The organism is Stenotrophomonas sp. (genome assembly GCF_032056425.1).
Taxonomy (GTDB): domain Bacteria; phylum Pseudomonadota; class Gammaproteobacteria; order Xanthomonadales; family Xanthomonadaceae; genus Stenotrophomonas.
This window is the reverse complement of record NZ_DAMBCN010000035.1, coordinates 1-25179: the sequence shown is the minus strand read 5'-3', so window position 1 is coordinate 25179 and position 25179 is coordinate 1. Positions and strand designations below refer to the sequence as shown.

Annotated in this window: 23 protein-coding genes; 6 read left to right on the top strand and 17 right to left on the bottom strand. The window is 68.2% G+C overall.

All coding sequences use genetic code 11. The features are described 5' to 3' along the window. Nucleotides 1-51: 51 nt before the first annotated feature. The gene (locus RTY46_RS17950; protein ID WP_312710097.1) at nt 52-1206 is read right to left on the bottom strand and encodes an efflux RND transporter periplasmic adaptor subunit; all 1155 of its coding nucleotides are present in this window, start codon (nt 1204-1206) and stop codon (nt 52-54) included. 218 nt (nt 1207-1424) lie between these two features. On the opposite strand from RTY46_RS17950, the gene RTY46_RS17945 reads away from it, so the two are divergent. Both RTY46_RS17945 and RTY46_RS17940 read left to right on the top strand, forming a co-directional pair. Then, nucleotides 1425-1820 carry a c-type cytochrome gene (locus RTY46_RS17945; RefSeq protein ID WP_108752863.1) on the top strand — a complete coding sequence of 132 codons (396 nt, stop codon included), beginning with the start codon at nt 1425-1427 and terminating at the stop codon, nt 1818-1820. Nucleotides 1821-1829: 9 nt separating this feature from the next. Beyond that, complete coding sequence (locus tag RTY46_RS17940) at nt 1830-2291, top strand: cytochrome c (RefSeq protein ID WP_108752862.1); 462 nt, start codon at nt 1830-1832, stop codon at nt 2289-2291. 192 nt (nt 2292-2483) lie between these two features. Here RTY46_RS17940 and RTY46_RS17935 read toward each other — a convergent pair whose 3' ends face one another. From RTY46_RS17935 to RTY46_RS17925, 3 genes are all read right to left on the bottom strand, one after another. Next, complete coding sequence (locus tag RTY46_RS17935; protein WP_312710095.1) at nt 2484-4367, bottom strand: ATP-binding cassette domain-containing protein; 1884 nt, start codon at nt 4365-4367, stop codon at nt 2484-2486. 149 nt (nt 4368-4516) lie between these two features. Beyond that, nucleotides 4517-4894, bottom strand: coding sequence for a hypothetical protein (locus RTY46_RS17930; RefSeq protein ID WP_312710093.1), 378 nt, complete (start codon nt 4892-4894; stop codon nt 4517-4519). After that, nucleotides 4882-5799 (bottom strand): LysR family transcriptional regulator, encoded by a 918-nt coding sequence (locus RTY46_RS17925; protein WP_312710091.1) that lies wholly within the window; start codon nt 5797-5799, stop codon nt 4882-4884. The genes RTY46_RS17930 and RTY46_RS17925 overlap by 13 nt, the downstream gene beginning before the upstream one ends. Nucleotides 5800-5899: 100 nt before the next feature. Here RTY46_RS17925 and RTY46_RS17920 point away from each other — a divergent pair, with 100 nt between their 5' ends. Continuing rightward, nucleotides 5900-6979, top strand: coding sequence for a YeiH family protein (locus RTY46_RS17920; protein ID WP_312710090.1), 1080 nt, complete (start codon nt 5900-5902; stop codon nt 6977-6979). Between the two features lie 213 nt (nt 6980-7192). Then, on the top strand, nt 7193-8569 hold the full coding sequence (dbpA, locus tag RTY46_RS17915) for an ATP-dependent RNA helicase DbpA (protein ID WP_312710089.1): 1377 nt from the start codon (nt 7193-7195) through the stop codon (nt 8567-8569). Between the two features lie 78 nt (nt 8570-8647). On the opposite strand, the gene RTY46_RS17910 is transcribed toward dbpA, so the two are convergent. Next, the gene (locus RTY46_RS17910) at nt 8648-9187 is read right to left on the bottom strand and encodes an adenine phosphoribosyltransferase (RefSeq protein WP_312710088.1); all 540 of its coding nucleotides are present in this window, start codon (nt 9185-9187) and stop codon (nt 8648-8650) included. Nucleotides 9188-9486: 299 nt separating this feature from the next. Between RTY46_RS17910 and RTY46_RS17905 the strand changes: the two genes are divergently transcribed. Both RTY46_RS17905 and RTY46_RS17900 read left to right on the top strand, forming a co-directional pair. Then, nucleotides 9487-11910: a membrane-bound PQQ-dependent dehydrogenase, glucose/quinate/shikimate family gene (locus RTY46_RS17905; RefSeq protein ID WP_312710087.1), complete on the top strand. Its 2424-nt coding sequence runs from the start codon at nt 9487-9489 to the stop codon at nt 11908-11910. 101 nt (nt 11911-12011) lie between these two features. Continuing rightward, the gene (locus RTY46_RS17900; RefSeq protein ID WP_312710086.1) at nt 12012-12866 is read left to right on the top strand and encodes an IclR family transcriptional regulator C-terminal domain-containing protein; all 855 of its coding nucleotides are present in this window, start codon (nt 12012-12014) and stop codon (nt 12864-12866) included. Between the two features lie 104 nt (nt 12867-12970). Here RTY46_RS17900 and pcaC read toward each other — a convergent pair whose 3' ends face one another. The 12 genes from pcaC to RTY46_RS17840 form a co-directional block, all read right to left on the bottom strand. Beyond that, a complete protein-coding gene (gene pcaC / locus RTY46_RS17895; RefSeq protein WP_108752854.1) occupies nt 12971-13354 on the bottom strand; it encodes a 4-carboxymuconolactone decarboxylase in 384 nt (127 codons plus the stop codon). 22 nt (nt 13355-13376) lie between these two features. Further along, a complete protein-coding gene (pcaD, locus tag RTY46_RS17890; protein WP_312710085.1) occupies nt 13377-14165 on the bottom strand; it encodes a 3-oxoadipate enol-lactonase in 789 nt (262 codons plus the stop codon). Between the two features lie 26 nt (nt 14166-14191). After that, nucleotides 14192-15535 carry a 3-carboxy-cis,cis-muconate cycloisomerase gene (locus RTY46_RS17885; RefSeq protein WP_312710084.1) on the bottom strand — a complete coding sequence of 448 codons (1344 nt, stop codon included), beginning with the start codon at nt 15533-15535 and terminating at the stop codon, nt 14192-14194. A 78-nt stretch (nt 15536-15613) separates the two neighbouring features. Further along, complete coding sequence (gene pcaG / locus RTY46_RS17880) at nt 15614-16177, bottom strand: protocatechuate 3,4-dioxygenase subunit alpha (RefSeq protein ID WP_312710083.1); 564 nt, start codon at nt 16175-16177, stop codon at nt 15614-15616. Nucleotides 16178-16181: 4 nt separating this feature from the next. After that, entirely contained in the window at nt 16182-16892 is a 711-nt protein-coding gene (pcaH, locus tag RTY46_RS17875) for a protocatechuate 3,4-dioxygenase subunit beta (protein ID WP_312710082.1), read from the bottom strand. A gap of 78 nt (nt 16893-16970) precedes the next feature. Beyond that, nucleotides 16971-18179: a 3-oxoadipyl-CoA thiolase gene (pcaF, locus tag RTY46_RS17870; RefSeq protein WP_312710107.1), complete on the bottom strand. Its 1209-nt coding sequence runs from the start codon at nt 18177-18179 to the stop codon at nt 16971-16973. Nucleotides 18180-18186: 7 nt separating this feature from the next. Then, nucleotides 18187-18834, bottom strand: a complete 648-nt coding sequence (locus RTY46_RS17865; RefSeq protein WP_312710081.1) for a 3-oxoacid CoA-transferase subunit B — start codon at nt 18832-18834, stop codon at nt 18187-18189. Next, on the bottom strand, nt 18831-19511 hold the full coding sequence (locus RTY46_RS17860; protein ID WP_312710079.1) for a 3-oxoacid CoA-transferase subunit A: 681 nt from the start codon (nt 19509-19511) through the stop codon (nt 18831-18833). Before RTY46_RS17860 ends, RTY46_RS17865 begins: the two co-directional genes overlap by 4 nt. 171 nt (nt 19512-19682) lie before the next feature. After that, complete coding sequence (locus tag RTY46_RS17855) at nt 19683-21002, bottom strand: MFS transporter (protein WP_312710077.1); 1320 nt, start codon at nt 21000-21002, stop codon at nt 19683-19685. 52 nt (nt 21003-21054) lie between these two features. Beyond that, a complete protein-coding gene (aroD, locus tag RTY46_RS17850; protein WP_312710074.1) occupies nt 21055-21942 on the bottom strand; it encodes a type I 3-dehydroquinate dehydratase in 888 nt (295 codons plus the stop codon). Then, nucleotides 21942-23234 (bottom strand): carbohydrate porin, encoded by a 1293-nt coding sequence (locus tag RTY46_RS17845; protein ID WP_312710073.1) that lies wholly within the window; start codon nt 23232-23234, stop codon nt 21942-21944. The genes aroD and RTY46_RS17845 overlap by 1 nt, the downstream gene beginning before the upstream one ends. 22 nt (nt 23235-23256) lie before the next feature. Further along, nucleotides 23257-24768, bottom strand: a complete 1512-nt coding sequence (locus RTY46_RS17840) for a right-handed parallel beta-helix repeat-containing protein (protein ID WP_312710071.1) — start codon at nt 24766-24768, stop codon at nt 23257-23259. Nucleotides 24769-25179 lie beyond the last annotated feature (411 nt).

Here is a 25179-nt window from a genome sequence, read left to right as displayed (position 1 = left end):
CGGCGGCGCCGTCGCTCGCCGGCGAGGCACCGTGGTCGTGGCCCGGGGCGGTCATTGCTGGCTCCCGGCCTTGTCTGCGGGCTTGGCCGCGGCGGTCACCGTGGCCGGCTTGGCCTTGGCGTTGGGATCGGCGATGACCTGCACGGCGGTACCGTCGCGCAGCGCCACCTTGCCAGCCGTCACCACCTGGTCACCGGCGGCCAGGCCTTCGCGGATTTCCACCCACGGGCCCTCGGCATAGCCCAGCTTCACCGGTACCCGGGCGACCTTGCCGGCGCGCACACGGAACACCGCCGGTTCGCCGTCGTCCAGCAGCGACAGGCGCGGTACCACCAGCGCATCGGCGCGCTGGTCGTAGTCGATGCGGATGCGGCCGAACATGCCCGGCTGCAGCGCGTGTGCGGCGCCATCGAAGGCGCTGACCACGCGGAAGGTGCCGCTGCCCGAATCGACCACCGGCGCAATGCGGTCCACGGTACCGGTGAAGCTCTGTCCCGGCAGCGCATCGGCCAACAGCGTGACCGGCTGTCCCGCGCGCAGGGTGGCCAGCTCGCGCTCGGGCACGTTCAGCGTGGCCTCCAGGCGCGAGTTGTCGACGATGCGGAAGATGGGCGTGTTGATCTGTACGAAGTTGCCGGTCTTGATCGAGCGCGAGGCGATGACGCCGGAGATCGGCGCCACCACCGTGGTGTAGGACAGTTCCAGCGTGGCCAGGCGGTACTGGGCGCGCATGTTTTCCAGGTCGTAGCGCAGCTGGTCCACGTCAGCGGCGCTGACCATCTGTTGGCCCACCAGCTTCTGTGCGCGCTGGTAGTTGTTCTCCAGCTTGCGCAGCTGCGCTTCGCTCTGCGCCACGGCCAGGCGCGCGCGGTCCGGGTCCAGGCGTACCAGCGGCTGGCCGGCTGAAACGCGCTGCCCCTCTTCCACCAGCACCGCCAGCGCCACGCCGGAGGTCTTGGCCACCACCTGCGATTCGGCGCGCGGTTCCAGCGCGGCCGTGCCGGTGTAGCTGGCGGCCACGGCACGATGGCTGGCGACGGCCACTTCCACCGGTACCGAATCGACCTTCTTCTCGTCCTTGGTTTCAGCCTTGGCCTCGGCGTTGGGCCCGGCGGCGCAACCGCTCAGCAGCAGGGAGGTGGTGAGCAGCAACGCGGCAGCACAGGTGGTGCTGCGGCGGCCTGGCAGGAAGATGGAGTACGACATCGTCGGGTCCCTGGAAGATGCGTGGACGGGGGTGTGGACAGGTGTGCTACCAAAGTAATGCACCACTTCACGGCCACACCATATCCCAAAGGTCATGGTGCCTTCACGCCGCTGGTCGGACCGCCCCCATTTCAGCTAGATGAAACCTGCGGCTATACTCGGGACCAGTTCCGTACCCCACGCCGGAACGACCAGACCCGAATCCCGGAAACGACATCATGCGCCCGCAGCCGCTCGCCGCTTGTCTCGCTCTGGCCGTCCTCCTGCCCCTTGGGGCCGCCGCACAGCCCGCTCCTGCTTCTGCACCTGCCACACCCGCACCGGCCCCGGCACCTGCCGCCACGCCGGCGCCGGCCGCGCCCAGCGGCAATTTCGACAATGGCCGGGTGCTGGCCTACACCTGCCAGGGGTGCCATGGCATCACGGGGTACAAGAACGCCTACCCCAGTTACCGGGTGCCCAAGATCGGCGGCCAGAGCCAGCAGTACCTGACCCAGGCCCTGACCGAATACCGCCAGGGCAAGCGCCGCCATCCGACCATGCAGGCGCAGTCGATGAGCTTCAGCGAACAGGAGATCGCCGATCTCGCTGTTTACCTGTCCACCGTCAAGTAAGGCCCGCCCATGTCGAAAGCCGCGCATCCCGTGCGTCACGCCATCGCCCTGTCCGTCGCCCTGCTGCTGGCCGCCTGTTCGCAGTCGCAGGTGGAAAACAGCGAGAAATCCGCCGCCGATCCTGGCCATGCCAGCGGCGAGCACGGCTCGTCATCGTCGGCCGGCCTGCCGGCCGGGCGCGAAGCGGCCGGCGAAGCCCGCGCCAAGGTGAAGGGCAAGGCCACCAACCAGAGCTGCATCGATTGCCATGGTGCCGACGGCAATGCGCCGATCGACCCGACCTACCCGAAGCTGGGGGGCCAGTACGGCGATTACCTGGCCCATGCGCTGCAGGCCTACCGCGCCGGCGACCGCGAACATGCGCTGATGACGCCGCAGGCCAAGGACCTGAGCGACCAGGACATTGCGGATCTGGCGGCGTACTTCGGCAGCCGGACCAGCCAGCTGCGGGACCTGCACGGGGTGAAATGACCCCGCCATCCACGCATGGCGTGGATCTACCGGGCATCGGCGCCGGCCGCCGGCTCTGGTAGGTGCGGACCTTGGTCCGCACACATTGCGCCGTCCGCCTTCCGGTAGCGCCGGGCCATGCCCGGCGGATCACCCGATGCGCCGCGCTGCGCGCTCGCGGGGCATGGCCCCGCGCTACCGCATGCCGCGCGATCAGCCTTCCAGCTCTTCCCAGCGCGCGTACGCCGCGTCCAGCTCGGCCTGCACCTTGGCCAGCTGCTGGGTGTGGGCGGTCACTTCGGCGCTGCTGCGGGTGTAGAACGAGGGGTCGTTCATCGCCGCAGTCAGGCCCTCCACATCGCCTTCCAGCTTTTCGATGGTCTTGGGCAGCTGCTCCAGTTCGCGCGCTTCCTTGTAGCTGAGCTTGCGCTTGGCGGCGGCCGGTTCGGCAGCGGCCGGTGCCGGCGCGGCGGCCGGCGCCAGCTTGGCCACCACCGGTGCTACCGGGCTGCTGATGCTGGCCGCGTAGCGCTGCCAGTCGCTGTAACCGCCCACGTATTCGCCGATCACGCCGTCGCCTTCCATCACCAGCGTGGAGGTCACCACGTTGTCGATGAAGTCACGGTCGTGGCTGACCAGCAGCAGGGTGCCGGTGTATTCGCCCAGCAGCTCTTCCAGCAGCTCCAGGGTTTCCACGTCCAGGTCGTTGGTCGGTTCGTCCATCACCAGCAGGTTGGACGGCTGCGCGAACAACTTGGCCAGCAGCAGGCGGTTGCGCTCGCCACCGGACAGGCGGGTAATCGGCGCGCGCGCACGCTCGGGGGTGAACATGAAATCCTGCAGGTACGCATGCACGTGCTTGCGCTTGCCGTTGAACTCAAGGAAATCACGGCCTTCGGCCACGTTCTCGATCGCGCTCCAGTCTTCGCGCAGCACCGCACGGTACTGGTCGAAGTAGGCGATCTGCAGATTCGTACCCGCGTTCACTTCGCCCTTGGCCGGCTGCAGCTCACCCAGCAGCAGCTTCAGCAGCGTGGTCTTGCCGCTGCCGTTGGGGCCGATCAGGCCGATGCGGTCGCCGCGCAGGATGGTGGTGGTGAAGTCGCGGACCATGGTGCGCTCGCCGAAGGCGAACGAAATGTCCTTGACGTCGATGACCTTCTTGCCGGAGCTGACGCCCTGCGCCGCTTCCATCTTGACGTTGCCGCTGAGGTCGCGGCGCTGCGAACGCTCGGTGCGCATCGCCTTCAAGCGGCGCACGCGGCCCTCGTCGCGGGTGCGGCGGGCCTTGATGCCCTGGCGGATCCAGACTTCTTCCTGCGCCAGCAGCTTGTCGAAGCGGGCGTTTTCCTGCGCCTGCGCGTTCAGGCGCTCTTCGCGGCGGCGCTCGTAGTTGGCCCAGTCGCCCGGCCAGCTGGTGACCTGGCCACGGTCGATCTCGACGATGCGGGTCGCCAGCGCGCGCAGGAAACGACGGTCATGGGTGACGAACACCACACTGCCGCTCCAGCCCTTCAGGAAGGCTTCCAACCAGTCGATGGCTTCGATGTCCAGGTGGTTGGTCGGTTCGTCCAGCAGCAGCACGTCCGGGCTGGAGACCAGCGCGCGTGCCAGCAGCACGCGGCGCTTCATGCCGCCGGACAGGCGGCCGAATTCGGCCTCGCCGTCCAGGTCGAGCTTGGTCAGGGTTTCGCTGACGCGCTGGTCCAGGCCCCAGCCGTTGGCGGCGTCGATCTTGGCCTGCACGTTGCCCAGCGCTTCGCCGTCGAATTCCTCGGCATGGCTGAGGTGGTGGAACTCGGCCAGCCACTGGCCCAGTTCGCCCAGGCCGTCGGCCACGACGTCAAACACCGAACCGGCGGCGCCGTGCGGCACTTCCTGTTCCAGGCGGGTGACGCGCACGCCCTGCTGCACGCGCACTTCGCCGTCATCGGGCTTGTGGTCGCCGGACAGCAGCTTGAGCAGGGTGGATTTGCCGGCGCCGTTGCGGCCGATCAGGGCGATGCGTTCGCCCGGCTCGATCGACAGTTCGGCCTTTTCCAGCAACAACGGGCCGCCGACGCTGAAGTCGACGTTCTGCAGAGTAATCAGAGGCATCCGCATAGTGTAAGGGCTGCGGCGGTCGGCCGGAATCTTGACCGGTACCCTGGCGGCCGCGAAACGCCCGCGGTGCGCGCGATGGTCGACCAACGGTCGACGCTACCGCCCCGGCGCCGGCAGCGTCCGGCGCCCGGTCGGGGCGGGGCTCAGCGTGCAGCCTTGATCTTTCTGACTTCAGGGGTCAGGGCAAAGCAGTCATCGAATGGCTCCCCCTCCAGCGCCCAGTACTCGATCAGGACGTGGTGCTCGTGACGATCCTGACGCAGCGCGGCGAGTACGGCGGCAATGCTGCGATCATCCGGCCTGGCACCCGCGCCAAGCAGGTCATTGCTTACATCCAGGGCCAGGGTCATCAGCGCATGCCTGACGTCCGGCGGATAGCCGCTGTCGTGATATGCCGCCATGTACCGGTCCAACCAGGCGTCGGTCCGATACAGCTCGGGCAGCTCGTACGCCCAGTCCTGGCTATGGCTGTCAGCGGGCGGCAGGCCCAGGTCGCGGCTGAGTCTCTCTATCGCTCGCATGATCCGTTCGGCTTGCCAATACGCGGTGGCAGGGTTGCATCCCCCAACAACGCCTGCAACCCCGGCAGCCAATGCTTGCCGGGGTGGCGTACCAGCCACAGGGTGCGCTGCAGGGCGGGCAACGGGGTGTCCAGCACCTGCAGGCGGCCCAGTGCCAGAGGCTCTTCCACGGTGTGGCGCGACAGGCAGGCCACGCCCAGGCCGGCGATGGCGGCCTGCTTGATCGCTTCGGTGTTGCCCAGCTGCAGGGTCTGCGCAAAGCCGTGCAGGTGCGGCAGCAGGGCCTGTTCAACGGCCTCGCGCGTGCCCGAGCCCGGCTCGCGCAGCAGCCAGCGGGCAGCACGCAGTTCGTCCAGCGACCAGCGCGCGGGGGCGTCTGCGGCGGCAACGATCACCAGCGGGTCCTGCTGCCACGGCGTTACCTGCAGGCCGCGCTCGTGGCACGGGCCTTCGATCAGGCCAGCGTCCACGTCCAGCCGCTGCACGGCCGCCACCACGCCGGCGCTGTTGTCGATGCGCAGGTCGACTTCGGCCTGCGGGGCCTGCTGCAGCAAGGCCGCGATGCGTGCGGGCAGCAGGTAGTTGCCGATGGTGGTGCTGGCGGCCAGCACCAGGCGCAGCGGTGCGCCCCGCCCCGGCGTGCCGCCTGCCGCCAGGTGGCGTTCCAGGTCGGCGGCGTTCGCCAGCAGGGTGCGGGCCGGTTCCAGCAGGCCGCGGCCATGTCCGTTCAGCACCAGGCGACGGCCGATGCGGTCGAACAGCGGCGTGCCGAAGTGCGCTTCCAGTTCCTGCAGGGCCGCGCTGCTGGCCGATTGCGACAGGGCAATGGCCTGCCCGGCCGCCGTGGTGCTGCCGTGGTCGGCAATGGCGACGAAGACCTGTAGCTGGCGCAGGGTCAGGCGCATGAAATTACCTGCTTGATAGGTAGTTTTCACCCATAGTATTCGTTTTACAGGTAAGCCGCGCGGGCGCAGGCTGGGCGCACTTCCTCCATGCCCGCCCGCCATGAACGCCACTGCCCTGTCTCCCTGGTCCCTGCCCGCCCTGCGCCAGCGCTGGCAGCCACGCCTGCCCGGCCTGCTGCTGGTGGGTCTGCTGGCCGGGGCGTCGCTGTACCTGGCCGAGCTGCCGTGGCTGCAGGCGCATGGCCTGAGCGCGCTGACCGTGGCCATCGTGGCCAGCATCGTGGTCGGCAACACCTTTTACCCGCGACTGGCCCCCGCCAGCGCAGCCGGCGTCGGCTTTTCCAAGCATTGGCTGTTGCGCGCGGGCATCGTGCTGTACGGGCTGCGCCTGACCTTCCAGGACATTGACCAGGTGGGCGTGGCCGGCGTACTGATGGATGCGCTGGTGGTGGTCAGCACTTTCGGCCTGGCCTGCTGGCTGGGTGTGCGGGTGTTCAAGATGGAGCGCGAAGCGGCGATGCTGATCGGTGCCGGTAGCGCGATCTGCGGCGCGGCGGCGGTGATGGCCGCCGAACCGGTGGTGCGCGGACGCGCAGCGCAGGTCACCGTGGCGGTATCGACCGTGGTGGTGTTCGGTACGCTGGCGATGTTCCTGTACCCGGCACTGTTCGCGCTGGCGCAGTCGCACGGTTGGCTGGCCATGGACGCGCGCCAGTACGGGCTGTTCACCGGCGCCACGGTGCACGAGGTGGCGCAGGTGGTGGCCGCCGGGCGCGCGGTGAGTGAAGCCGCTGCCGATACTGCCGTCATCACCAAGATGGTGCGGGTGATGTTGCTGGCACCGTTCCTGGTCGCGCTGTCGCTGTGGCTGGCGCGCGGCGGCAAGGCGGCTGGTGAAGGCACGGCCCCGCGCATCGTGGTGCCGTGGTTCGCGTTCGGTTTCGTGGCGGTGGCCGGTTTCAATTCGCTGCATGTGCTGCCGGCAGGCCTGCAGGCCGGGCTGGTGCAGCTGGATACGGTGCTGCTGGCGATGGCGATGGCGGCGCTGGGCCTGACCACCCATGTGTCTGCGCTGCGCCAGGCGGGGCTGAAGCCGCTGCTGCTGGCGCTGGTGCTGTTTGCGTGGCTGCTGCTGGGTGGCCTGGCGATCCACCAGGGTGTGCTGGCGGTATTGGGCTGAGGGCCGGGACACCGCCATCCACGCGTGGCGTGGATCTACTGAATCAACGCGTGGTACACCGGCGGTAGATCCACGCCATGCGTGGATAGGCCCCAGTAGATCCACGCCATGCGTGGATGCCGACTCCGATGGGGTCAGAGCCCATTCCTGCGGAATCGGATCCGACCCCACCCCATCAGGCGGGCGCTGCCGCGCAGACAGGTACAATGCGCCATGACTGACTTCTCGACCCTGCCGCTGAGCCCGGCCCTGCAGCCCGGCCTGGACGCCCTCGGCTACACCACGCTTACGCCCATCCAGGCGCAGAGCCTGCCCGCCATCCTGGACCGCCGCGATGTGATCGCGCAGGCGCCGACCGGCAGCGGCAAGACCGCGGCCTTCGGTCTGGGCCTGCTTCAGGCCATCGACCCCAGTCTGATCCGCGTGCAGGCGCTGGTGCTGTGCCCGACCCGCGAACTGGCCGACCAGGTCGGCAAGCAGATCCGCAAGCTGGCCACCGGCATTCCCAACCTGAAGCTGCTGACGCTGGTCGGCGGCGTGCCGCTGGGCCCGCAGCTGGCCTCGCTGGAAGGCCACGACCCGCACGTGGTGGTGGGCACGCCCGGCCGCGTGCAGGAACTGGCCCGCAAGCGTGCACTGAATCTGGGCGCGGTGCGCACGCTGGTGCTGGACGAAGCCGACCGCATGCTGGACATGGGCTTTGAAGAGCCGATCCGCGAGATCGCCGGCCGCACCCACAAGGACCGCCAGAGCCTGCTGTTCTCGGCCACCTTCCCCGACAGCATCCGCGCCATCGCCCGCGACCTGCTGTGCGATGCAGTGGAAGTCACCGTGGAAGGCGCCGACCAGGCCCCGGCCATCCGCCATCTGTTCTGCGAAGTGGAACCGGCACACCGGCAGAAAGCGCTGGCCGGCCTGCTGCTGAAGTACACGCCCGAATCGGCGGTGGTGTTCTGCAACACGCGTAAGGACGTGGACGAAGTGGCCAACTCGCTGCAGCAGTTCGGCTTCTCGGCGCTGGCGCTGCATGGCGACATGGAACAGCGCGACCGCGAGGAAGTACTGCTGCGCCTGGCCAACCGCAGTTGCAACGTGCTGGTGGCCAGCGACGTGGCCGCCCGTGGTCTGGATGTGGAAGAACTGGCGGCGGTGATCAACTACGAACTGCCGACCGACGTGGAGAGCTACCAGCACCGCGTGGGCCGTACCGGCCGTGCCGGTGCCAGCGGCCTGGCGATCAGCCTGGTGGCGGGCCGCGAAAAGAATCGCGCCGAGGCGATCGAAGCACAGATGGGTCAGCCGCTGGATTGGCAGAAGACCCCGCTGGCGACCTCGCGCCCGGCCGAACTGCCGCAGGCGGCCATGCGCACGCTGCGCATTGATGGCGGCAAGACCGACAAGCTGCGCCCCGGCGACATCCTCGGTGCGCTGACCGGCGATGCCGGCCTGTCGGGCAAGTACATCGGCAAGATCGCGATCTTCCCCACCCGTTCATACGTTGCGATTGCCCGCGAACAGGTGAACAAGGCGGTGGCGAAGCTGGAAGCCGGCAAGATCAAGGGCCGCCGGTTCCGCGTTCGGATGATGTGACCCGTAACGAAAACGCCGGGCATGGCCCGGCGCTACCTGCATCCTGAGGGTAGCGCCGGGCCATGCCCGGCGAAGCAATCAGAACACCAGTTCGGTGTGCAACGGCAGACCCGCTTCCCAGCGGGCGCGACCGCCCAGGCCGTCCAGTTCCACCAGCACGCCGGCGCCAACCACGTCCACGCCCAGGCGGCGCACCAGCGACAGCGCGGCACCCAGTGTGCCACCGGTGGCCAGCACGTCATCGATGATGGCCACGCGCGCACCGGCCTGCAGCGCATCGGCGTGCACTTCAATGCAGTCGCTGCGGTATTCGAGCGTGTATTCCTCGCGCAGCACCTTGCCCGGCAGCTTGCCCGGCTTGCGCACGGGTACGAAGCCCACGCCCAGCTCCAGCGCCATTGCCGCGCCCAGGATGAAACCGCGCGATTCGATACCGACCACCGCATCCAGCTTCTGGTCGCGCCACCGATCGGCCATGGCGGTGATCGCGCCGCGGAAGTCTTCGCCGTGCGCGAGCAGCGGCATGATGTCCTTGAACAGGATGCCGGGCTTGGGGAAATCAGCGATATCGCGCAGGCGCGAAGCCCAGGCGGGGACGGCCACGGTGGCGTCGGTCATTGCAGCTACCAGCTTGTATGGCGGCATAGGGTAACCGGTTCGCCTGAACGCTGCCCGTTCCCGGCACCGGCGCGCCGCAATGTTCCATTCGTGACCTGCCCAATCTCACACCAAAATCGCACACACGTGCGATAATCGCCCTAACCGGCCATTCACTCCGCCTGCGCCATAAGCAGGTCACTGCCTGCCCGCCCGCTGGACGGCCCGCAGCCAGGGATGCCGAACGGTCCCCGCCACGCCTGGCGCGCGCGGGCCTTCCCCCACGGCCGTGGGGTTTTTCGATACGAGGTTCATGCAACGTGGACGAGACGACGAAAGTTCCGGCCCTGTGCCGGGTGCTGCTGGTCCTGCTCGGCATTCTGGTGGCACTGTTCGGCCTGGCCCTGCTGGTCGGCGGTGTGCGCCTGGCGCAGCTGGGTGGCAGTTGGTATTTCCTGCTGATGGGTCTGGCATCGGCGCTGGCCGGTGCCCTGCTGCTGGCGCGCCGCCCGGCCGGTGCGCTGTTGTACGGCGCCGCCTTCGTGGCCACCGTGGTGTGGGCACTGGTCGATGCCGGCTGGAACTTCTGGCCGCTGGTATCGCGCCTGGTGATGCCGGCCGTGCTGGCCCTGCTGGTGGCATTGGCCTGGCCGGTGCTGCGGCGCAGCCGTGGCGCGACGGCGGGCCGCGGTGCCTACGGCGTTGCCTCCGTGCTGCTGTTGGGCCTGCTGGCCACTGCCGTTTCGGCCTTCCAGCCGCGCCCGGTGGTGTCCGCCGCCGGCGATGTGCCACCGGTGGTGCCGGTGGCCAAGGGCAGCGAACAGCGTGACTGGATGCATTGGGGCAACACCACCGCTGGCACCCGCTTTGCCGCGCTGGACCAGATCACCCCGGACAACGTGCAGCAGCTGCAGGTGGCGTGGACCGCGCGCACCGGCGACGTGCCGGAAAGCAACGGCTTCGGTGCCGAGGACCAGAACACCCCGCTGCAGATCGGTGACACCCTGTACCTGTGCACCCCGCACAACCAGGTCATCGCCATCGATGCCGATTCGGGCACGCAGCGCTGGGCATTCGATCCCAAGGCCACTGCACCGAACTGGCAGCGCTGCCGCGGCCTGGGCTACTTCGACAGCAACACCGCCGTCGCCGCACCCGCCGCTACGGTCGAGCCCTCCGCACCGGCCCCCAGCGTCGCCGCTGCCGTGGGCCAGCCGGCGATCTGCGAGAAGCGCATCCTGATGACCTCCATCGATGCCCGCCTGTTCGCTCTGGATGCCAGGACCGGCGCGCTGTGCCCGGACTTCGGCAGCAACGGCGTGGTCGATCTGAAGGTGGGCATGGGCGAGATCAAGCCCGGTTTCTACACCCTGACCGCCGCACCGCTGGTGGCCGGTGACCTGATCGTGGTGGGCGGCCGCGTGGCCGACAACATTGAAGTGGGCGAACCGTCCGGTGTGGTGCGTGCGTACAACGTGCGTACCGGCGCGCTGGCCTGGGTCTGGGATCTGTCCAAGGAAACCCCGGACGTACCGCTGGATCCGTCGATCCACTACACCCGCGCCACGCCGAACGTGTGGACGTCGATGGCCTACGATCCGCAGCTGGGCCTGGTCTACCTGCCCACCGGCAATACCACGCCGGACCAATGGGCCGGCGAGCGCACCCCGCAGGATGACAAGTACAGCTCGGCCGTGGTCGCGCTGGACGTGGCCACCGGCAAGGAGCGCTGGGTCTACCAGACAGTGCGCCATGACCTGTGGGATTACGACCTGCCCGCGCAGCCGACCCTGACCGATGTGCCCGACGGCAAGGGCGGCACCCTGCCGGCCCTGCTGCAGATCACCAAGGCCGGCCAGATCTTCATGCTGAACCGCCAGACCGGCCAGCCGATCACCGAAGTGCGCGAGATTCCCGCACCGCAGGGCAATGCCCAGGGCGAACGCTACGCCGCCACCCAGCCGCTGTCGGTGGGCCTGCCGCAGATCGGCGCGCAGACGCTGACCGAATCGGACATGTGGGGCGCCACGCCGATCGACCAGATGCTGTGCCGCATCCAGTTCAAGCAGTTCCGCTACGACGGCATGTACACGCCGCCGGGCGAAGACCTGGCCCTGCAGTGGCCCGGCTCGCTGGGCGGCATGAACTGGGGCAGCGCCTCGGTCGACCCGACCACCGGCTATCTGTTCGTGAACGATATGCGCCTGGGCCTGTGGACCAAGCTCATTCCGCGTGCGCAGATGACCAGCGGCGATGGTGGCGTGGAAATGGGTGCCGCCTCGCAGACCGGTACGCCGTATGGCTCGCTGCGCGACCGCTTCCTGTCCAAGCTGGGCATTCCGTGCCAGCAGCCGCCGTTCGGCACGATGTCGGCCATCAATCTGGCCACGCACAAGCTGGTCTGGCAGGTGCCGGTGGGCACGGTGCAGGACACCGGGCCGATGGGCATCAAGATGCACCTGCCCATTCCGATCGGCATGCCGACGCTGGGCGGTTCGCTGGCCACGCAGTCGGGCCTGCTGTTCTTTGCCGGCACCCAGGATTACTACCTGCGCGCCTATGACAGCCGCAGCGGCAAGGAAGTCTGGAAGGCGCGCATGCCGGTGGGCAGCCAGGGCACGCCGATGACCTATGTCTCGCCAAAGACCGGCCGCCAGTACGTGGTGATTTCCGCCGGTGGCGCGCGCCAGTCGCCGGACCGTGGCGACTACGTGATCGCCTACGCGCTGCCGCAGAGCAAGTGAACCGTGCCCACGCCGTGGCCGATCGTGGCCACGGCGTGCGGGTACCGATCCTGCTGCCCAGCGCTTACCATGCAGGGCTTACGTAGATGAAACCGGTTGCCATGCCTGCTGTTCCTCCCAGCCGCCGCCCCAAGCGTTCCCCGGCCCCGCCACAGGAGCGCGGGCTGGCCCATGAGTTGATGCAGCAGATCCAGGACAACCAGGGCGATCCGGATTTCATGACCTCGCTCGGCCGCGGCCTGGCCGTGCTGAGCGTGTTCTCGCAGCACCCGCGCGAAGTGACCATGTCACAGATCAGCAGCGACACCGGCATCTCGCGTGCGGCGGTGCGCCGCGTGCTGTACACGCTGGAAAAGCTGGGCTACGTGGGCGAACAGGGCCGCGGCTATGTGCTGCTGCCGCGCGTACTGGGCCTGGGCGGCGCCTACGTGGCGTCCTCGTCGATGACCGCCGCCGCACAGCCGGTGCTGGATGCACTGCGCGACGACGTGCACGAATCGTGTTCGCTGGGCGTGCTCGATGGCGATGACATCCTGTACATCGCGCGTGCCGAGACCGTGCGCATCATGTCCATCGGCCTGCGCGCGGGCAGCCGCCTGCCGGCGTACTGCACTTCGATGGGCCGGGTGCTGCTGGCGGCCCTGCCACGCGACACGCTGGAAGGCTATCTGGACCGAACGCCGCTGCGCCCGCGTACCGAGCGCACGATCACCCGCATGGAGGATTTCCTGGAAACGCTGGAAAAGGTCCGCCGCGACGGTGTTTCGCTGGTGGACCAGGAGCTGGAGATCGGCCTGCGCTCGATTGCCGTGCCGGTGCGTTCGCGCAGTGGCGAGGTGATTGCCGCGTTGAACATCGGCACCCAGGCCGGCCGCGTGAACCTGGGCGTGATGCAGTCGCAGTTGCTGCCGCGCCTGCGCGAAGCCGCGCAGCAGCTGGGGTCGTTGCTGCATTGATGCTTGTTCGCCGGGGTCGGATCCCTTTGCAACGCAAAGGGCTCTGACCCCACGTTGGACTGGGGTCAGAGCCCTTTCCTGCGGAAAGGGATCCGACCCCGGCATCATTCGGCCGCCTGCTCTTCCAGGATCGGTTTGGCCAGCGCGAAGGCGTGGTTGGCCGCCGGCACGCCGCAGTAGATCGCGGCCTGCAGCAGCACTTCCTTGATCTCTTCCGGCGTCACGCCATTGTTGCGGGCGGCGCGGATATGCAGCTTGAACTCTTCGTCGTGGCCCAGTGCCACCATCATCACGATGGTCAGCAGCGAGCGCGTGTGCCGCGGCAGGCCGTCGCGGGTCCACACCGTGCCCCACGCCGTGCGGGTGATGAATTCCTGGAATTCAGTCGTGAAGTCCGTGCGCGCCTGCAGCGAGCGTTCCACATGGGCTTCGCCCAGCACCTGGCGGCGTACCGCCAAGCCGGCTTCGTAGCGTTCCTGTTCGTCCATCGTCGTCTACCTGTGCAGTGTGTCAGTGCGTGGCCTGCGCCAGATGCGCGGCCAATGCATCGGTGAAGGCCTGCGGTGATTCCAGGCTGCAGATGTGCCGCCCGGCTACCTGCGCATACGCGCCGTGCGCTGCGCCGCTGGCAATGGCCTGCAGATCAGCCGGCACGCAGACCGGATCGTCATCGCCGGCAATGGCCAGCAAGGGCATCTGGATGCGCGCAAGCGCACCATGGAAGTCGGCCGTGCCCACCGCATTGCAGCAGCCCACATAGCCCTCGACCGATGTGGCCAGGAAGCGCTGCAGGATGTCTTCCACCAGACTGGCGTGGGTCTGCGCAAAGCCGGCAGTAAACCAGCGCTCGCGCGTGCCATCGACCAGCGGCAGCAGGCCATCGTGCTGCACCTGTGCCATGCGCGCCTGCCAGCTTTCGGCGCTGCCGATCTTCGCTGCCGTGGCAGCCACGGTGAGCGTGCGCAGGCGGTTGCCAGCATGCACGCCCAGCCACTGGCCGGTCAGCCCGCCGATCGACAGGCCACAGAAATGGCTGCGCTCGATGCCCAGGTGGTCCCACAGCGCCAGCACGTCAGCGCCGAGATCGGACACGCGGTACACGCCCGGGGGCGCACTGGACTGGCCATGGCCGCGACGGTCATAGCGCAGGATGCGGTACTGCGATGACAGCGCCTGCACCTGCGGCGCCCACATGCCCAGGTCGGTGCCCAGCGAATTGCAGAAAGTCAGCCAGGGGCCGTCTTCACGGCCCTCGGTCTGGAAGTGCAGGCGATGCTGCGGAAGCTCGAGAAACGGCATGCTGGCTCCAGCGAAGTGCGTGGGGATCAGGCGCGTGCAAGCACGCGGTCAATCCAGGTATCGGCCATGCCGCGCCAACTGTCGGCGGCGAACAAGGCATCGAGTTGTTCAGCGGAAAGCTGCGCGGTGACCTCGGGCATCTGCGCCAGTACCGCTCGCAGGTGCTGCGATTGGCCCAGTGCGCGCTGCGCGGCCTGTTCCACCAGCGCATGCGCGGCGGCCTTGCCGATGCGCTCGCCCAGGGTGACCGCTACGGCTTCGGCGTAGAGCAGGCCGCCATGGCTGTCCAGGTGCTGCAGCATGCGCGCGCGATCCAGCTGCAGGCCCTGCACCACCACGGTCACCTGGGCCAGGCTGCCGGCACACAGGCGCACGATCTCCGGCACGGTTTCCCATTCGGCATGCCACTGCCCGGCCGCACGTTCGTGCGGTTGCGGCATGGCGCTGTACAGCGTGGACAGCAGGCCCGGCACACGGGTCGCGGCAGCAATGGCGGCCACGCAGCCCACCGGATTGCGCTTGTGCGGCATGGCCGATGATCCGCCCTTGCCTTCGCCCGCCGGTTCGAAGGCTTCGGCTATTTCGGACTGCATCAGCAGCACGATGTCGGTGGCGATCTTGCCCAGGGTGCCGGACAGCAGCGCGAACACGCTGCCCAGCTCGGCCACGCGGTCGCGCGCGGTGTGCCAGGGCAGTGCCGGCACTGGCAACTGCAGTTCCTCGCCCAGCGCCTGGGCGACGTCCAGGCCGCGCTGCTGCAACGACGCCAGGGTGCCTGCGGCACCACCAAACTGCAGCACCAGGGTGTCGTCGCCCAGGGCCTGCAGGCGACGCAGGCTGCGCTGCAGCGCATCCAGCCAGCCGGCGGCCTTCAGGCCGAAGGTGACCGGTACCGCCTGCTGCAGCAGCGTGCGGCCCGGCAGGCCGGTATCGCGCTCGGCGGCGGCCAGCCGCGCCAGCGCCGTGCACAGCGTCTGCAGGCGCGTCAGCACGTGCTCGCGCGCGGCGCGCAACTGCAACACTGCACCGGTGTCGATGATGTCCTGGCTGGTGGCGCCCCAGTGCACCCAGCGCGCCGCCTCGGCGTCGTTCACCTTGACCCGCGCGGTCAGTGCCTTGACCAGCGGGATGGCCGGGTTTCCGGCCAGCGCAGTCGCCGCCGACAGCGCCGAAACATCGTAGTGGGCCGCGCTGCATGCCGCTTCGATCGGCGCCACCGCGGCCTGCGGAATCACCCCGCAGCGCGCCTGCGCGCGCGCCAGCGCCGCTTCCACATCCAGCATGCCCTGCAGGCGCGCGACATCGGTGAACGCCGCGTCCACGGTAGGCTCACCGAACAGGCCGCCAAGCAGCGAAGGAGTCTGGTTCATCAAAGAAGATCCTGCCGGGGTTGCCCCAGCTTACCCGCGCCGGCGGTGACCGGCGTGGGCAAGCGACCGCCCGGGCGTTCAGTAGGCAAAGAACACGGTTTCATCGGGGCCCTGCATGCGCACGTCCCAGTGGTACACGCCCTGGCCCTGGCCCTGCGCGATCAGGGTGTGGCGGCGCTCGGCCGGCACCAGCGCCAGGATCGCATCGTCACCATTGCTGGCCTCGTCACTGAAGTAGATGCGCCCGCGGGTGGCCTGCAGCAGGCCGCGCATGAAGACAAGCACCACCAGGTGCGGCGCCTGCACCTCACCGCGCAGCCCCGGCACGCGGCCCGGCTTGACGGTGGTGAAGGCAAAGCGGCCCAGGTCGTCGGTGGGCACGCGGCCCCAGCCATCGAAGCTGGGATCGTGGTCGTCGCGGCGCGGGTCTTCGGCGTGCGCGTAGATGCCCTGCGCGTCGGCCTGCCAGATTTCCAGCACGGCATCGGATACCGGTACGCCCTCGCCATCGAACACCTGGCCCTGCACCTGCACGCGTTCGCCCTGCGCCTGCGCCGGCGCGATCTCGGCGCGGTACAGCGGTTCCAGGCCCAAACGGTAGTACGGGCCAACAGTCTGCCACGGAGTGGATTGGAAGCTCATGGTCTTACTCCCACACGGTCATCTTGCGACCGCGCAATACGATGTCGAAACGATAGCCCAGCGCGAATTCATTGGCGGTGGTTTCCCAGTCGAACGAGGACACCATGCGCTCGCGTGCCTTGGCGTCATCCACGCAGTTGTAGATCGGATCGAACGCCAGCAGCGGGTCGTTGGGGAAATACATCTGCGTGACCAGGCGCTGGCCGATGCCCTCGCCATGCAGCGAGAAGTGGATGTGCGCCGGCCGCCAGGCGTTGTAGTGGTTGCGCCACGGGTAGGCGCCCGGCTTGATGGTGGTGAAGCGGTAGCGGCCTTCGCTGTCGGTCAGCACCTGGCCGGTGCCCTTGAAGTTCGGGTCCAGCGGTGCGTCGTGCTGGTCGCCCTTGTGCAGGTAGCGCCCGGCGGCGTTGCACTGCCACACCTCGACCACCGAGTTGCGCACCGGCCGCCCGTTCTCGTCCAGCACGCGGCCGCTGACGATGATGCGCTCACCCTGCGGCTGGCCGGGGAAACCCGCGGTCAGATCGGCAGCATGCGCGCCCAGGGTGATGCGGTTGATGCTGGGACCCGTCACTTCGGAAAGGGTGACCGGAATGGCAATCGGATCGGTGCCGGGGCCACGCTTGGCGGTACTGGCATACGGCAGGTGGATGCGCGGCGGCTGGCTGCCGGGGTACGGCTTGCGGTAGCCGCGCATTTCGGTGGGATCGCTCATGGCGTACTCCTGTTGGCGAGCGGCCCGAGGGCCGCGGCTGTCATGCTGGTTACGGGCAGATTACGGAATGCGAGGGAGTCACACGCGCTCGATGGCCAGGGCCACGCCCTGCCCCACGCCGATGCACATGGTGGCCAGGCCGCGCCGGCCGCCGCTGGCTTCCAGCTGGCGCAGCAGGGTCAGTGCCAGGCGCGCGCCGCTCATCCCCAGCGGATGGCCCAGCGCAATGGCGCCGCCATTGGGGTTCACGTGTGCAGCATCGTCGGCCAGGCCCAGTTGGCGCATGCAGGCCAGGCCCTGCGAGGCGAAGGCTTCATTCAATTCGATGGCATCGAAATCGGCGATCGACAGGCCCAGGCGTGCCATCAGCTTCTGGCTGGCCGGCACCGGGCCCATGCCCATGATGGCCGGCTCTACGCCGGCACTGGCGAAGCCGAGGATGCGCGCGCGCGGGGTCAGCCCCAGCGCCTTGACCTGCGTGCCCGACGCCAGCAGCAGCGCGGCCGCACCATCGTTGATGCCCGACGCGTTGCCGGCGGTCACCGTGCCAGGCTGGCGGAACAGCGGCTTCAGCTTGGCCAGAGCCTCGGCGGTGGTATCGCCGCGCGGGTGTTCGTCGCGGTCGACGGTGACGGTCTCGCCGCGCTTGCGGCCCGGCACGTCCACCGCCACGATCTCGCCATCAAAGAAGCCGCGCGCCTGCGCCGCGGCGGTGCGCTGCTGGCTGCGCAGGGCGAACGCATCCTGGTCGTCGCGGCTGATGGCGTAGCGTTCGGCCACGTTCTCGGCGGTCTGCCCCATCGTTTCCACGCCATGCAGTTCGCGCAGGCGCGGGTTGATGAAGCGCCAGCCCATGGTGGTGTCTTCGATCTGCTGGTCGCGGGCAAACGGCGAGGTCGCCTTGCCCATCACGAACGGCGCGCGCGACATCGATTCAACGCCACCGGCAATGGCCAGGCCCAGCTCGCCGGCGGCAATGCCGCGGGCGACGGTACCGATGGCATCCAGGCCCGAACCGCACAGGCGGTTGATCGTGCTGCCCGGCACAGTCACCGGCAGGCCGGCCAGCAGCAGGCTCATGCGCGCCACGTTGCGGTTGTCTTCGCCGGCCTGGTTGGCGCAGCCCAGGTAGACATCCTCGACCAGCGCCGGGTCCAGCTGCGGGTGCCGCGCCAGCAGCGCTTTCAGCGGAATCGCGCCCAGGTCATCGGCACGCACGCCGGACAGTGCACCGCCGTAGCGGCCGATCGGGGTACGGATGCCATCAACGATGTAGGTGTCGTGCAGGCTCATCTCAGACTCCCTTGGCCAGCGCCAGCGGCAGGCCGGTCAATTCACGCAGTTGGGCGATGTCCATGCCTTCCACCATCTCCAGCACGGTAGCGCCCTTGGGGCCGAGATCGAACACCGCCACATCGGTGTAGACGCGCGACACGCAGCGCAGGCCCGTCAGCGGGTAGCTGCAGTCGGCCACCAGCTTGCTTTCACCGTTCTTGGTGAACAGGTCCATCATCACGAAGACCTGCTTGGCGCCGATGGCCAGGTCCATCGCACCGCCCACGGCGGGAATGGCGTCGGCCGCACCGGTGCTCCAGTTGGCCAGGTCGCCGTGCACCGACACCTGGAAGGCGCCCAGCACGCAGATGTCCAGGTGGCCACCACGCATCATCGCGAACGAGTCGGCATGGTGGAAATAACAACCCCCGGTGAGCAGGGTGACCGGCTGCTTGCCGGCATTGATCAGGTCCGGGTCTTCGTGGCCGGGCGCCGGCGCCGGACCCATGCCCAGCAGGCCGTTTTCCGACTGCAGGAAGATTTCCTTGTCGGCCGGCAGGAAGTTGGCCACCGTGGTCGGCAGGCCGATGCCCAGGTTCACGTAGGCACCTTCGGGAATATCGCGGGCCACGCGCGCGGCCATCTGTTCGCGGCTGAGCTTGTTCATGCCTGTCCTCCTGCTGCGGCCACCGGCACGACGCGCTGCACGAAGATGCCGGGCGTGACCACCGCTTCCGGGTCCAGTTCGCCCAGCGCCACCACCTCGCGTACCTGCACGATCGCGCAGCGCGCGGCCATCGCCATCAGCGGGCCGAAGTTGCGCGCGGTCTTGCGGTAGACCAGGTTGCCCCAGCGATCGCCACGGTCGGCCTTGATCAGGGCGAAGTCGGCGTGCAGCGGATATTCCAGTACGTAGTGGCGGCCGTCGATCTCGCGTGTCTCCTTGCCCTGGGCAAGTTCGGTGCCGTAGCCGGTGGGGGTGAAGATGGCGCCCAGGCCGGAACCGGCGGCATGGATGCGCGCGGCCAGGTTGCCCTGCGGCACCAGCTCCAGTTCGATCTCGCCAGCGCGGTAGGCCGCATCGAAGTGCTGCGAATCGGACTGGCGCGGGAAAGAGCAGACGATGCGGCGCACGCGCCTGTGCTTGATCAGCGCGGCCAGGCCGGTATCACCGTTGCCTGCATTGTTGTTGATGATGGTCAGCTCGCGCGCACCCTGCGCGATCAGCGCATCGATCAGCTCGTCGGGCATGCCGGCGGTGCCGAAACCACCGATCATCACGGTGGCGCCATCGTGGATATCGGCCACCGCTGCTTCAGCGCTGGCCACGGTCTTGTCGATCACTGCATTGCTCCTTGCCCTGCCCCTCGCTGGTACCGACCAGCGCGGCGCACGGCCACTGCGACGGGAAAACATGACGCGGACATGGTGCGCACAGGCCCCTGCCCGGTCAATCCGATATTCGGCCATTCAATCCGATAATCGCACATTTCCTGACGTGCTCCGGAAAGCGGTTCAACGCCGGTTCTGGCCCACGCCCACACGCAGCCCCAGGCACGCCCAGGCGGCCAGCAGCAGCGGCAGCGCGCACAGCACATACAGCGCCGACGGCGGCCAGTGCCCATCCACCAGCACGCCCACGGTGAGCGGCGACAGGATGGCGCCGACCCGGCCGATGCCGATCGCCCAGCCAAGTCCGGTGGTACGCACCTGCGCGGCGAACACCACCGGTGCGGCGGCATACAGCCCTGCCATGGCAGCAAACAGCGCGGCACCGATCACGAAGGCCAACGGGAAGGCCACGTTCAACTGGGTGTTGAACGCCGCGAAACCCAGCATTGCCACCATCGCCAGCAGCAGCGCGCCGGCGGTCAGGCGGGACAGCGACCAGCGCGAGGCCAGCCAGCCGAACAGGCTGCCGCCGACGATGCCGCCCAGGTTCAGCAGCACGCCACCGGTGATGCCCTGCTGCGCCGAAACACCCGCAGATACCAGCAGCTTGGGGGTCCAGCTCAGCACGAAATAGAACGCGAACATGTGCAGGAAGAACGCCAGCGCGATCAGCAGCGCGACACGGCGCAGATCGCCCACGAACAATGCGGCATAGCCCTGCGGCTGGCCCTCACGCACCGGCGCCGGCGGCAGCGCCTGCAGTGCAGGCATCTGCATGCGCGACAGCAGCGCGTTCAAGCGCGGCAACGCATCGGCCGGGCGCCGCGCCACCAGGAAATCCAGCGATTCGGGCAGGCACTTGAGCACCAGCGGAATGCACAGCAGCGAGGCCGCCGCACCGATCAGGAACACGCTGTGCCAGGACCAGTGCTGCAGCATCCACGCCGCCAGCACGCCGCCGGCGGTGGCACCGATGGGATAGCCGGTGGCCTGCAGCGCCACGGCGGTGCTGCGCCATTTGGCGTTGGCATATTCAGCGGTGATCACTCCCACGCCGGCCAGCATGCCGCCAATACCGATGCCGGTGAACACGCGCAGCGCACCCAGCTGCCAGGCGTTGCCCGCCAGTGCCGACAGCGCCATGCCCGTGGTCAGGATCAGCAGGCAGCACACGATCATCGGCCGCCGCCCCCAGCGGTCAGCCAGCGGCGCCAGCAGGAACGATCCCAGCGCCATGCCGACCAGGCCGGCACTGAGCATCAGCCCCAGCACCTTGCCCGACAGTTCCCAGTCCGCCGACACGTGCGGCGCGGTGAAGGCCATGACCATCACGTCGAAGCCATCGAGCATGTTCAGCAGCACGCAGATCGCGATGGCGGTCCATTGAAAAGGGGTCATCCGTTCCAGGACGAGCGGCGGTGCAGCGGCGGAGGCGTGGCTCATGGTGCGGTTTCCTGCAACAGCGTGAAGCGGCGGAACGTCCGGCGTGGTGGTCTCAGCGACCGGCCTGGCTGGAAGCGTGGATGACCTGCAGGACGTCCTGCAGTTGTTCGACTTCAACCTGACCCGGCGCCGACGGCGTGCCGATCATGCCGAAGGTCAGGGCCTGGCCGAAGGTTTCCCCGGCCAGACGCGAGACCACGCCGGTGCCGCCCATCGACATGGTCAGCAGCGGCTTGTCGCTGCGCTGTCGTACCTGCCAGGTGGCGTCCAGCAGCGCCAGCACATCGCCGGCGTCGCGCGGCATCACCGCAATCTTCAACACGTCGGCGCCGAGGTCCTGCTGCTTCAGCAGGCGAGCGACGATCTCCTCGCGCGGCGGCGTGGCCTGGAAATCATGGTTGGACATCACCACTTTCACGCCGGCCTTGTGCGCCTGCGCCACCAGCGACTGCACCACGGCCGGGTCGCGGAACATTTCCACATCGATCAGCTGGGCAACGCCACCGCGCAGCAGCGTGGCGTACAGCGCACCGTAGTCACGGTCACTGATCGCCTTCGAACCACCTTCGGCCTTGGTACGGAAGGTGACGATCATCGGCTTGCCGCCCAGCGTGGCCTGGATGCGCTTGCCCAGCGCCACCAGCTTGCCGCCATCGGTGGCGATATCCAGGTAATCGATGCGCCATTCGGCCAGGTCGGTGGGGGTGCTGGCAGCGATGGCCGCGGCCTGCTGCAGGGCGAGCTCGGCGGTCGCGCCGGTGATCGGCACGATGGTGCGCGGGCTGCCCTCGCCGATGCGCAGCGAGCCCACCTGCAGCACCGCCGGCGGCGGTGCGGCCAGGGCCAGTACGGGGGAGGTGCACAGCGCACCGGCGAGGACAAGAGAAGCAGACGGAATGCGCATGGCAGTCACCAGAGCGTGGAAGGGGCGCGCGGCCATCAGAAGGTCACCTTGGCCTGGACACCGACGGCCCAGGCGTTGTCGGTGCCGCTGTAATTGAACGTGCCGGGATTGACGATGTACTGCACGTCGGGGCGGATCATCAGCCACGGGTTCACCTGGAAGCTGTAGGACAGTTCGAACAGCTCCTCGGCCTGGCTGAGGTTGTACAGCGGCGAATCCACCGGCACGCCACCGGCAGCCAGCGAGGCGCGGCGCGCATCCACCAGGCGGTCGTTGATGTCGGCGCCTACGTAACCCAGCGCGATGCTGTCCTGCGCGCGCGAACCGATGCCCTGGTAGACGGCACCCACTGCATACCAGCGCTTGATCTGCGCGGTATCGGCATCGGACACCATGTACTGCGCGAAGGCCGTCAGGCCGCGGCTGGGGTCGGCCGACTCCTGGGTCAGGCGCTGCTCGGCCAGCACATAGGCGCCGTGGCGGCCGGTGGTGGGCGAGGTATCCAGGCCGCGCTGGTCCACGCGCGAGGTGTCGTAGTAACCACCAAACTTGTAGACGCCGGCGTAGCGGCTGCCCTTGGCCGGCGTCCAGGTCACTTCCACCGGGAACAGCGAACCGGTGGTGCCCGAAGCGAACGGGCGGAACGCATTGCGTTCGATGTTGCCACCCAGGTTCGGGTTCACCTGGAACCAGCCGGTGCGCACGTTCAGCGCCGGGCTGACCTGCTGCGCCACTTCACCGCCCCAGCGCGCCACCGGGTAGTTGTACCAGCCGCTGTTGCCGGACATCGCCAGCGGGTGCGCGCAGAATGCCGCATTGACGAAATGGGTCAGCAGGCTGTGCAGGCCGAACTGGTTGCCCATCGCGTAGTAGCCCAGCTTGTAGTACGACTGGCCATCGTTGAAGGTCTGGTCGTAGCTCAGTTCGGTCAGCCGGGTGTACTGGCCGCCGTAGGCTTCCTGGATCGGGAAGCGGTTGCCGACCAGATCGGCCGAGGTACTGCGCCCGCGGCGGTCGTTCAACGTGAAGTGGAAAGCACCGCCGTCCCAGCCGGCCAGCTTGCCCATGTCCAGGTCCATGCCCACGCGCACCTGCTGTGCATAGCGCGCGCCGGTCTCGCCGTAGCCACCATCGACCACGCCCATGGCCTCGCCCACGTAGTCACCGCGGAAGGCGATGCCGCGCTCGTACAGATCGGTGCGGGTACCGCCCCAGTCACCGGTGAGGGTCTTGCCCGCATAGCGGTTGCTGGATTGCGCGCTGGCGAGTGCCGGCAGCAGGGCCATCGCGGCCAGCACGGTCAGGGAAACAGGCTTTGCAGGAATCATGGTCAGGGTCTCGGAAAGGTGATCAGCGCAGCGACAGCGGCGCGCTCAGGGGGGACGTAGCGCCCTGCGGCGAGGTGACCGTGGCGGTCACACCGCCCAGATCGGCAGCATCGGCGCCATTGCCCAAGGGGAAGGTGAAGGTGCCGTTACCCTGGCCATCGGTGCGGGCCTGCACGGTGCCCAGCACGCGCTCGGCTTCGCTGCCGTTGGCCGCGCGGTTGCCGAACACTTCCACCTGGTAGTGGCTGTCCGGCTGGCCGTGGAAGCTGCCGGTCACGGCGCGCTGGGCGCCTTTGCCCTGCACGGCGGTCAGCTGCGGCGCCGCCTGGCCCAGGTTGGCCAGCGGCTGGCAGTCGGCCTGCCCGGCAGCGCTGCAGATGCGCGCGCGCTTGGCCGGATCAGTGTCCACGCCGCGCCCGCGCGAGCCGACGAAGCTGGCATGTTCCAGCCCCGGCACACCGAACACGATGGCACCGCGCGGCTGGCCCTTCACGCAGGCGCCGCCGGCTTCGCAGCGCTCGATCGGCAGACCGTTGCCGAAGATGCGGTTGGCGATGAAGCGGTTCGGCGCACTGACCGGCTGCGGGCGCACGCCAATGCCGATGCCGTTGCCGGTGATGGTGTTGCCATCGACCACGTTGCCGCTGCCGGTGATGCTGAGCCCGATCGAGTTGCCGGTGAAGGTGTTGGCGGCGATGTAGTTGCGGTTGCCCCAGTTGATCTGCAGGCCATCGGAGTAATCGACGAAGCGGTTGTGTACCACGCTGTTGTCGTTGCCCCACAGGATCTCGATGCCCTGCGACGGTTCCGGGTTGGCCGTGGTGGACTGGAACAGGTTGTCGGCCACCAGGTTCCAGGCCGCGCCGCGGGTCAGTTCCAGGCCATCGCCGTTGTCCAGGAACACGTTGCGCACGATGCGGTTGTGCACGGTGGTGGTGGCGGTGGACTGGCCCTTGCCATCGTCGCCGGTGAGCATGATGCCGGCGCCGCCCTTGTTGGCGACAATGCGGTTGTCATGGATTTCGCTGTGGCTGGCGCGGTTGATCAGCACGCCGATGCAGAAGTTGCGGATCTCCAGGCCGGTCAGTTCGACACCCTGCGTGTCACGCAGCACCAGGCCGGGCAGCGTGGTGGTGCGCACATTGGTGCCGGACTGGCCCGGCTCGGCACCCGGGCAGGCATCGGTGCCGGTACCGGTCACGTAGGCCGAGCCATCGATGGCGACGAACTGGCCGTCGCGCGCCCACGGCGTGCCGACGATCTGCACCGGGCCCTTGATTTCCGGCAGCGGCGAGGCCGGCTTGATCACATACGGCGCGTTGCCCACCGCATCGATTTCAATGCGGTAGCGGCCCGGCGTGGCATTGGCGGTGTTGATGGCCCAGCGCAGCGACCCGGCGTTGCTGTCGTCGGCGTAGCGATCGACACGCAGCACCTGCAGCGCTTCACGCGGCGGTTCGGCCTGGTAGGCCAGCGCCAGCGACGGCAGCACGGCAAGCAGGGACAGGGAAACGACAGACAGACGACGGCTCATGCGATCACTCCGCACAGGTGAAAGAGATCCAACGGTCTTCCCCTGCACCTGGCTTCAGCACCGTTGCCGATGCTGCCCTCGCCCCGCCAGGGGTGGATCGCTTGGACTGCTATGAAACTGCGGAAGTGAAATTAGGTTTATCGCACTGCACCATTCAAGTGCGGTAATCGACTGCGTGTGCGAATATCGCACTGAACAGGTAATACGTTGGTTGTAGGGGGGGGGGGCTTTGCAGGGCTTGCAGCCCTGCACCCGCTCAGTGCAGCGGCAACGGCGAAAGCAACAGCAACAGCGGCATTCCGTGGGATGGCGGGGCGGTGTGGGTGGGCAGGACACGCCGTAAACCCGTCCATGGGGGCTCGTAGGCGCCATCCATGGCGCCTGCGGTCCTGCCCACCCACACCGCCCCAC

Excerpts from the sequence above, each read along its gene's own strand:
- RTY46_RS17950 (WP_312710097.1), bottom strand. The coding sequence starts at position 1,206 with ATGTCGTACTCCATCTTCCTGCCAGGCCGCCGCAGCACCACCTGTGCT.
- RTY46_RS17945 (WP_108752863.1), top strand. The coding sequence starts at position 1,425 with ATGCGCCCGCAGCCGCTCGCCGCTTGTCTCGCTCTGGCCGTCCTCCTG.
- RTY46_RS17940 (WP_108752862.1), top strand. The coding sequence starts at position 1,830 with ATGTCGAAAGCCGCGCATCCCGTGCGTCACGCCATCGCCCTGTCCGTC.
- RTY46_RS17935 (WP_312710095.1), bottom strand. The coding sequence starts at position 4,367 with ATGCCTCTGATTACTCTGCAGAACGTCGACTTCAGCGTCGGCGGCCCG.
- RTY46_RS17930 (WP_312710093.1), bottom strand. The coding sequence starts at position 4,894 with ATGCGAGCGATAGAGAGACTCAGCCGCGACCTGGGCCTGCCGCCCGCT.
- RTY46_RS17925 (WP_312710091.1), bottom strand. The coding sequence starts at position 5,799 with ATGCGCCTGACCCTGCGCCAGCTACAGGTCTTCGTCGCCATTGCCGAC.
- RTY46_RS17920 (WP_312710090.1), top strand. The coding sequence starts at position 5,900 with ATGAACGCCACTGCCCTGTCTCCCTGGTCCCTGCCCGCCCTGCGCCAG.
- dbpA (WP_312710089.1), top strand. The coding sequence starts at position 7,193 with ATGACTGACTTCTCGACCCTGCCGCTGAGCCCGGCCCTGCAGCCCGGC.
- RTY46_RS17910 (WP_312710088.1), bottom strand. The coding sequence starts at position 9,187 with ATGACCGACGCCACCGTGGCCGTCCCCGCCTGGGCTTCGCGCCTGCGC.
- RTY46_RS17900 (WP_312710086.1), top strand. The coding sequence starts at position 12,012 with ATGCCTGCTGTTCCTCCCAGCCGCCGCCCCAAGCGTTCCCCGGCCCCG.
- pcaC (WP_108752854.1), bottom strand. The coding sequence starts at position 13,354 with ATGGACGAACAGGAACGCTACGAAGCCGGCTTGGCGGTACGCCGCCAG.
- pcaD (WP_312710085.1), bottom strand. The coding sequence starts at position 14,165 with ATGCCGTTTCTCGAGCTTCCGCAGCATCGCCTGCACTTCCAGACCGAG.
- RTY46_RS17885 (WP_312710084.1), bottom strand. The coding sequence starts at position 15,535 with ATGAACCAGACTCCTTCGCTGCTTGGCGGCCTGTTCGGTGAGCCTACC.
- pcaG (WP_312710083.1), bottom strand. The coding sequence starts at position 16,177 with ATGAGCTTCCAATCCACTCCGTGGCAGACTGTTGGCCCGTACTACCGT.
- pcaH (WP_312710082.1), bottom strand. The coding sequence starts at position 16,892 with ATGAGCGATCCCACCGAAATGCGCGGCTACCGCAAGCCGTACCCCGGC.
- RTY46_RS17865 (WP_312710081.1), bottom strand. The coding sequence starts at position 18,834 with ATGAACAAGCTCAGCCGCGAACAGATGGCCGCGCGCGTGGCCCGCGAT.
- RTY46_RS17855 (WP_312710077.1), bottom strand. The coding sequence starts at position 21,002 with ATGAGCCACGCCTCCGCCGCTGCACCGCCGCTCGTCCTGGAACGGATG.
- aroD (WP_312710074.1), bottom strand. The coding sequence starts at position 21,942 with ATGGCCGCGCGCCCCTTCCACGCTCTGGTGACTGCCATGCGCATTCCG.
- RTY46_RS17845 (WP_312710073.1), bottom strand. The coding sequence starts at position 23,234 with ATGATTCCTGCAAAGCCTGTTTCCCTGACCGTGCTGGCCGCGATGGCC.
- RTY46_RS17840 (WP_312710071.1), bottom strand. The coding sequence starts at position 24,768 with ATGAGCCGTCGTCTGTCTGTCGTTTCCCTGTCCCTGCTTGCCGTGCTG.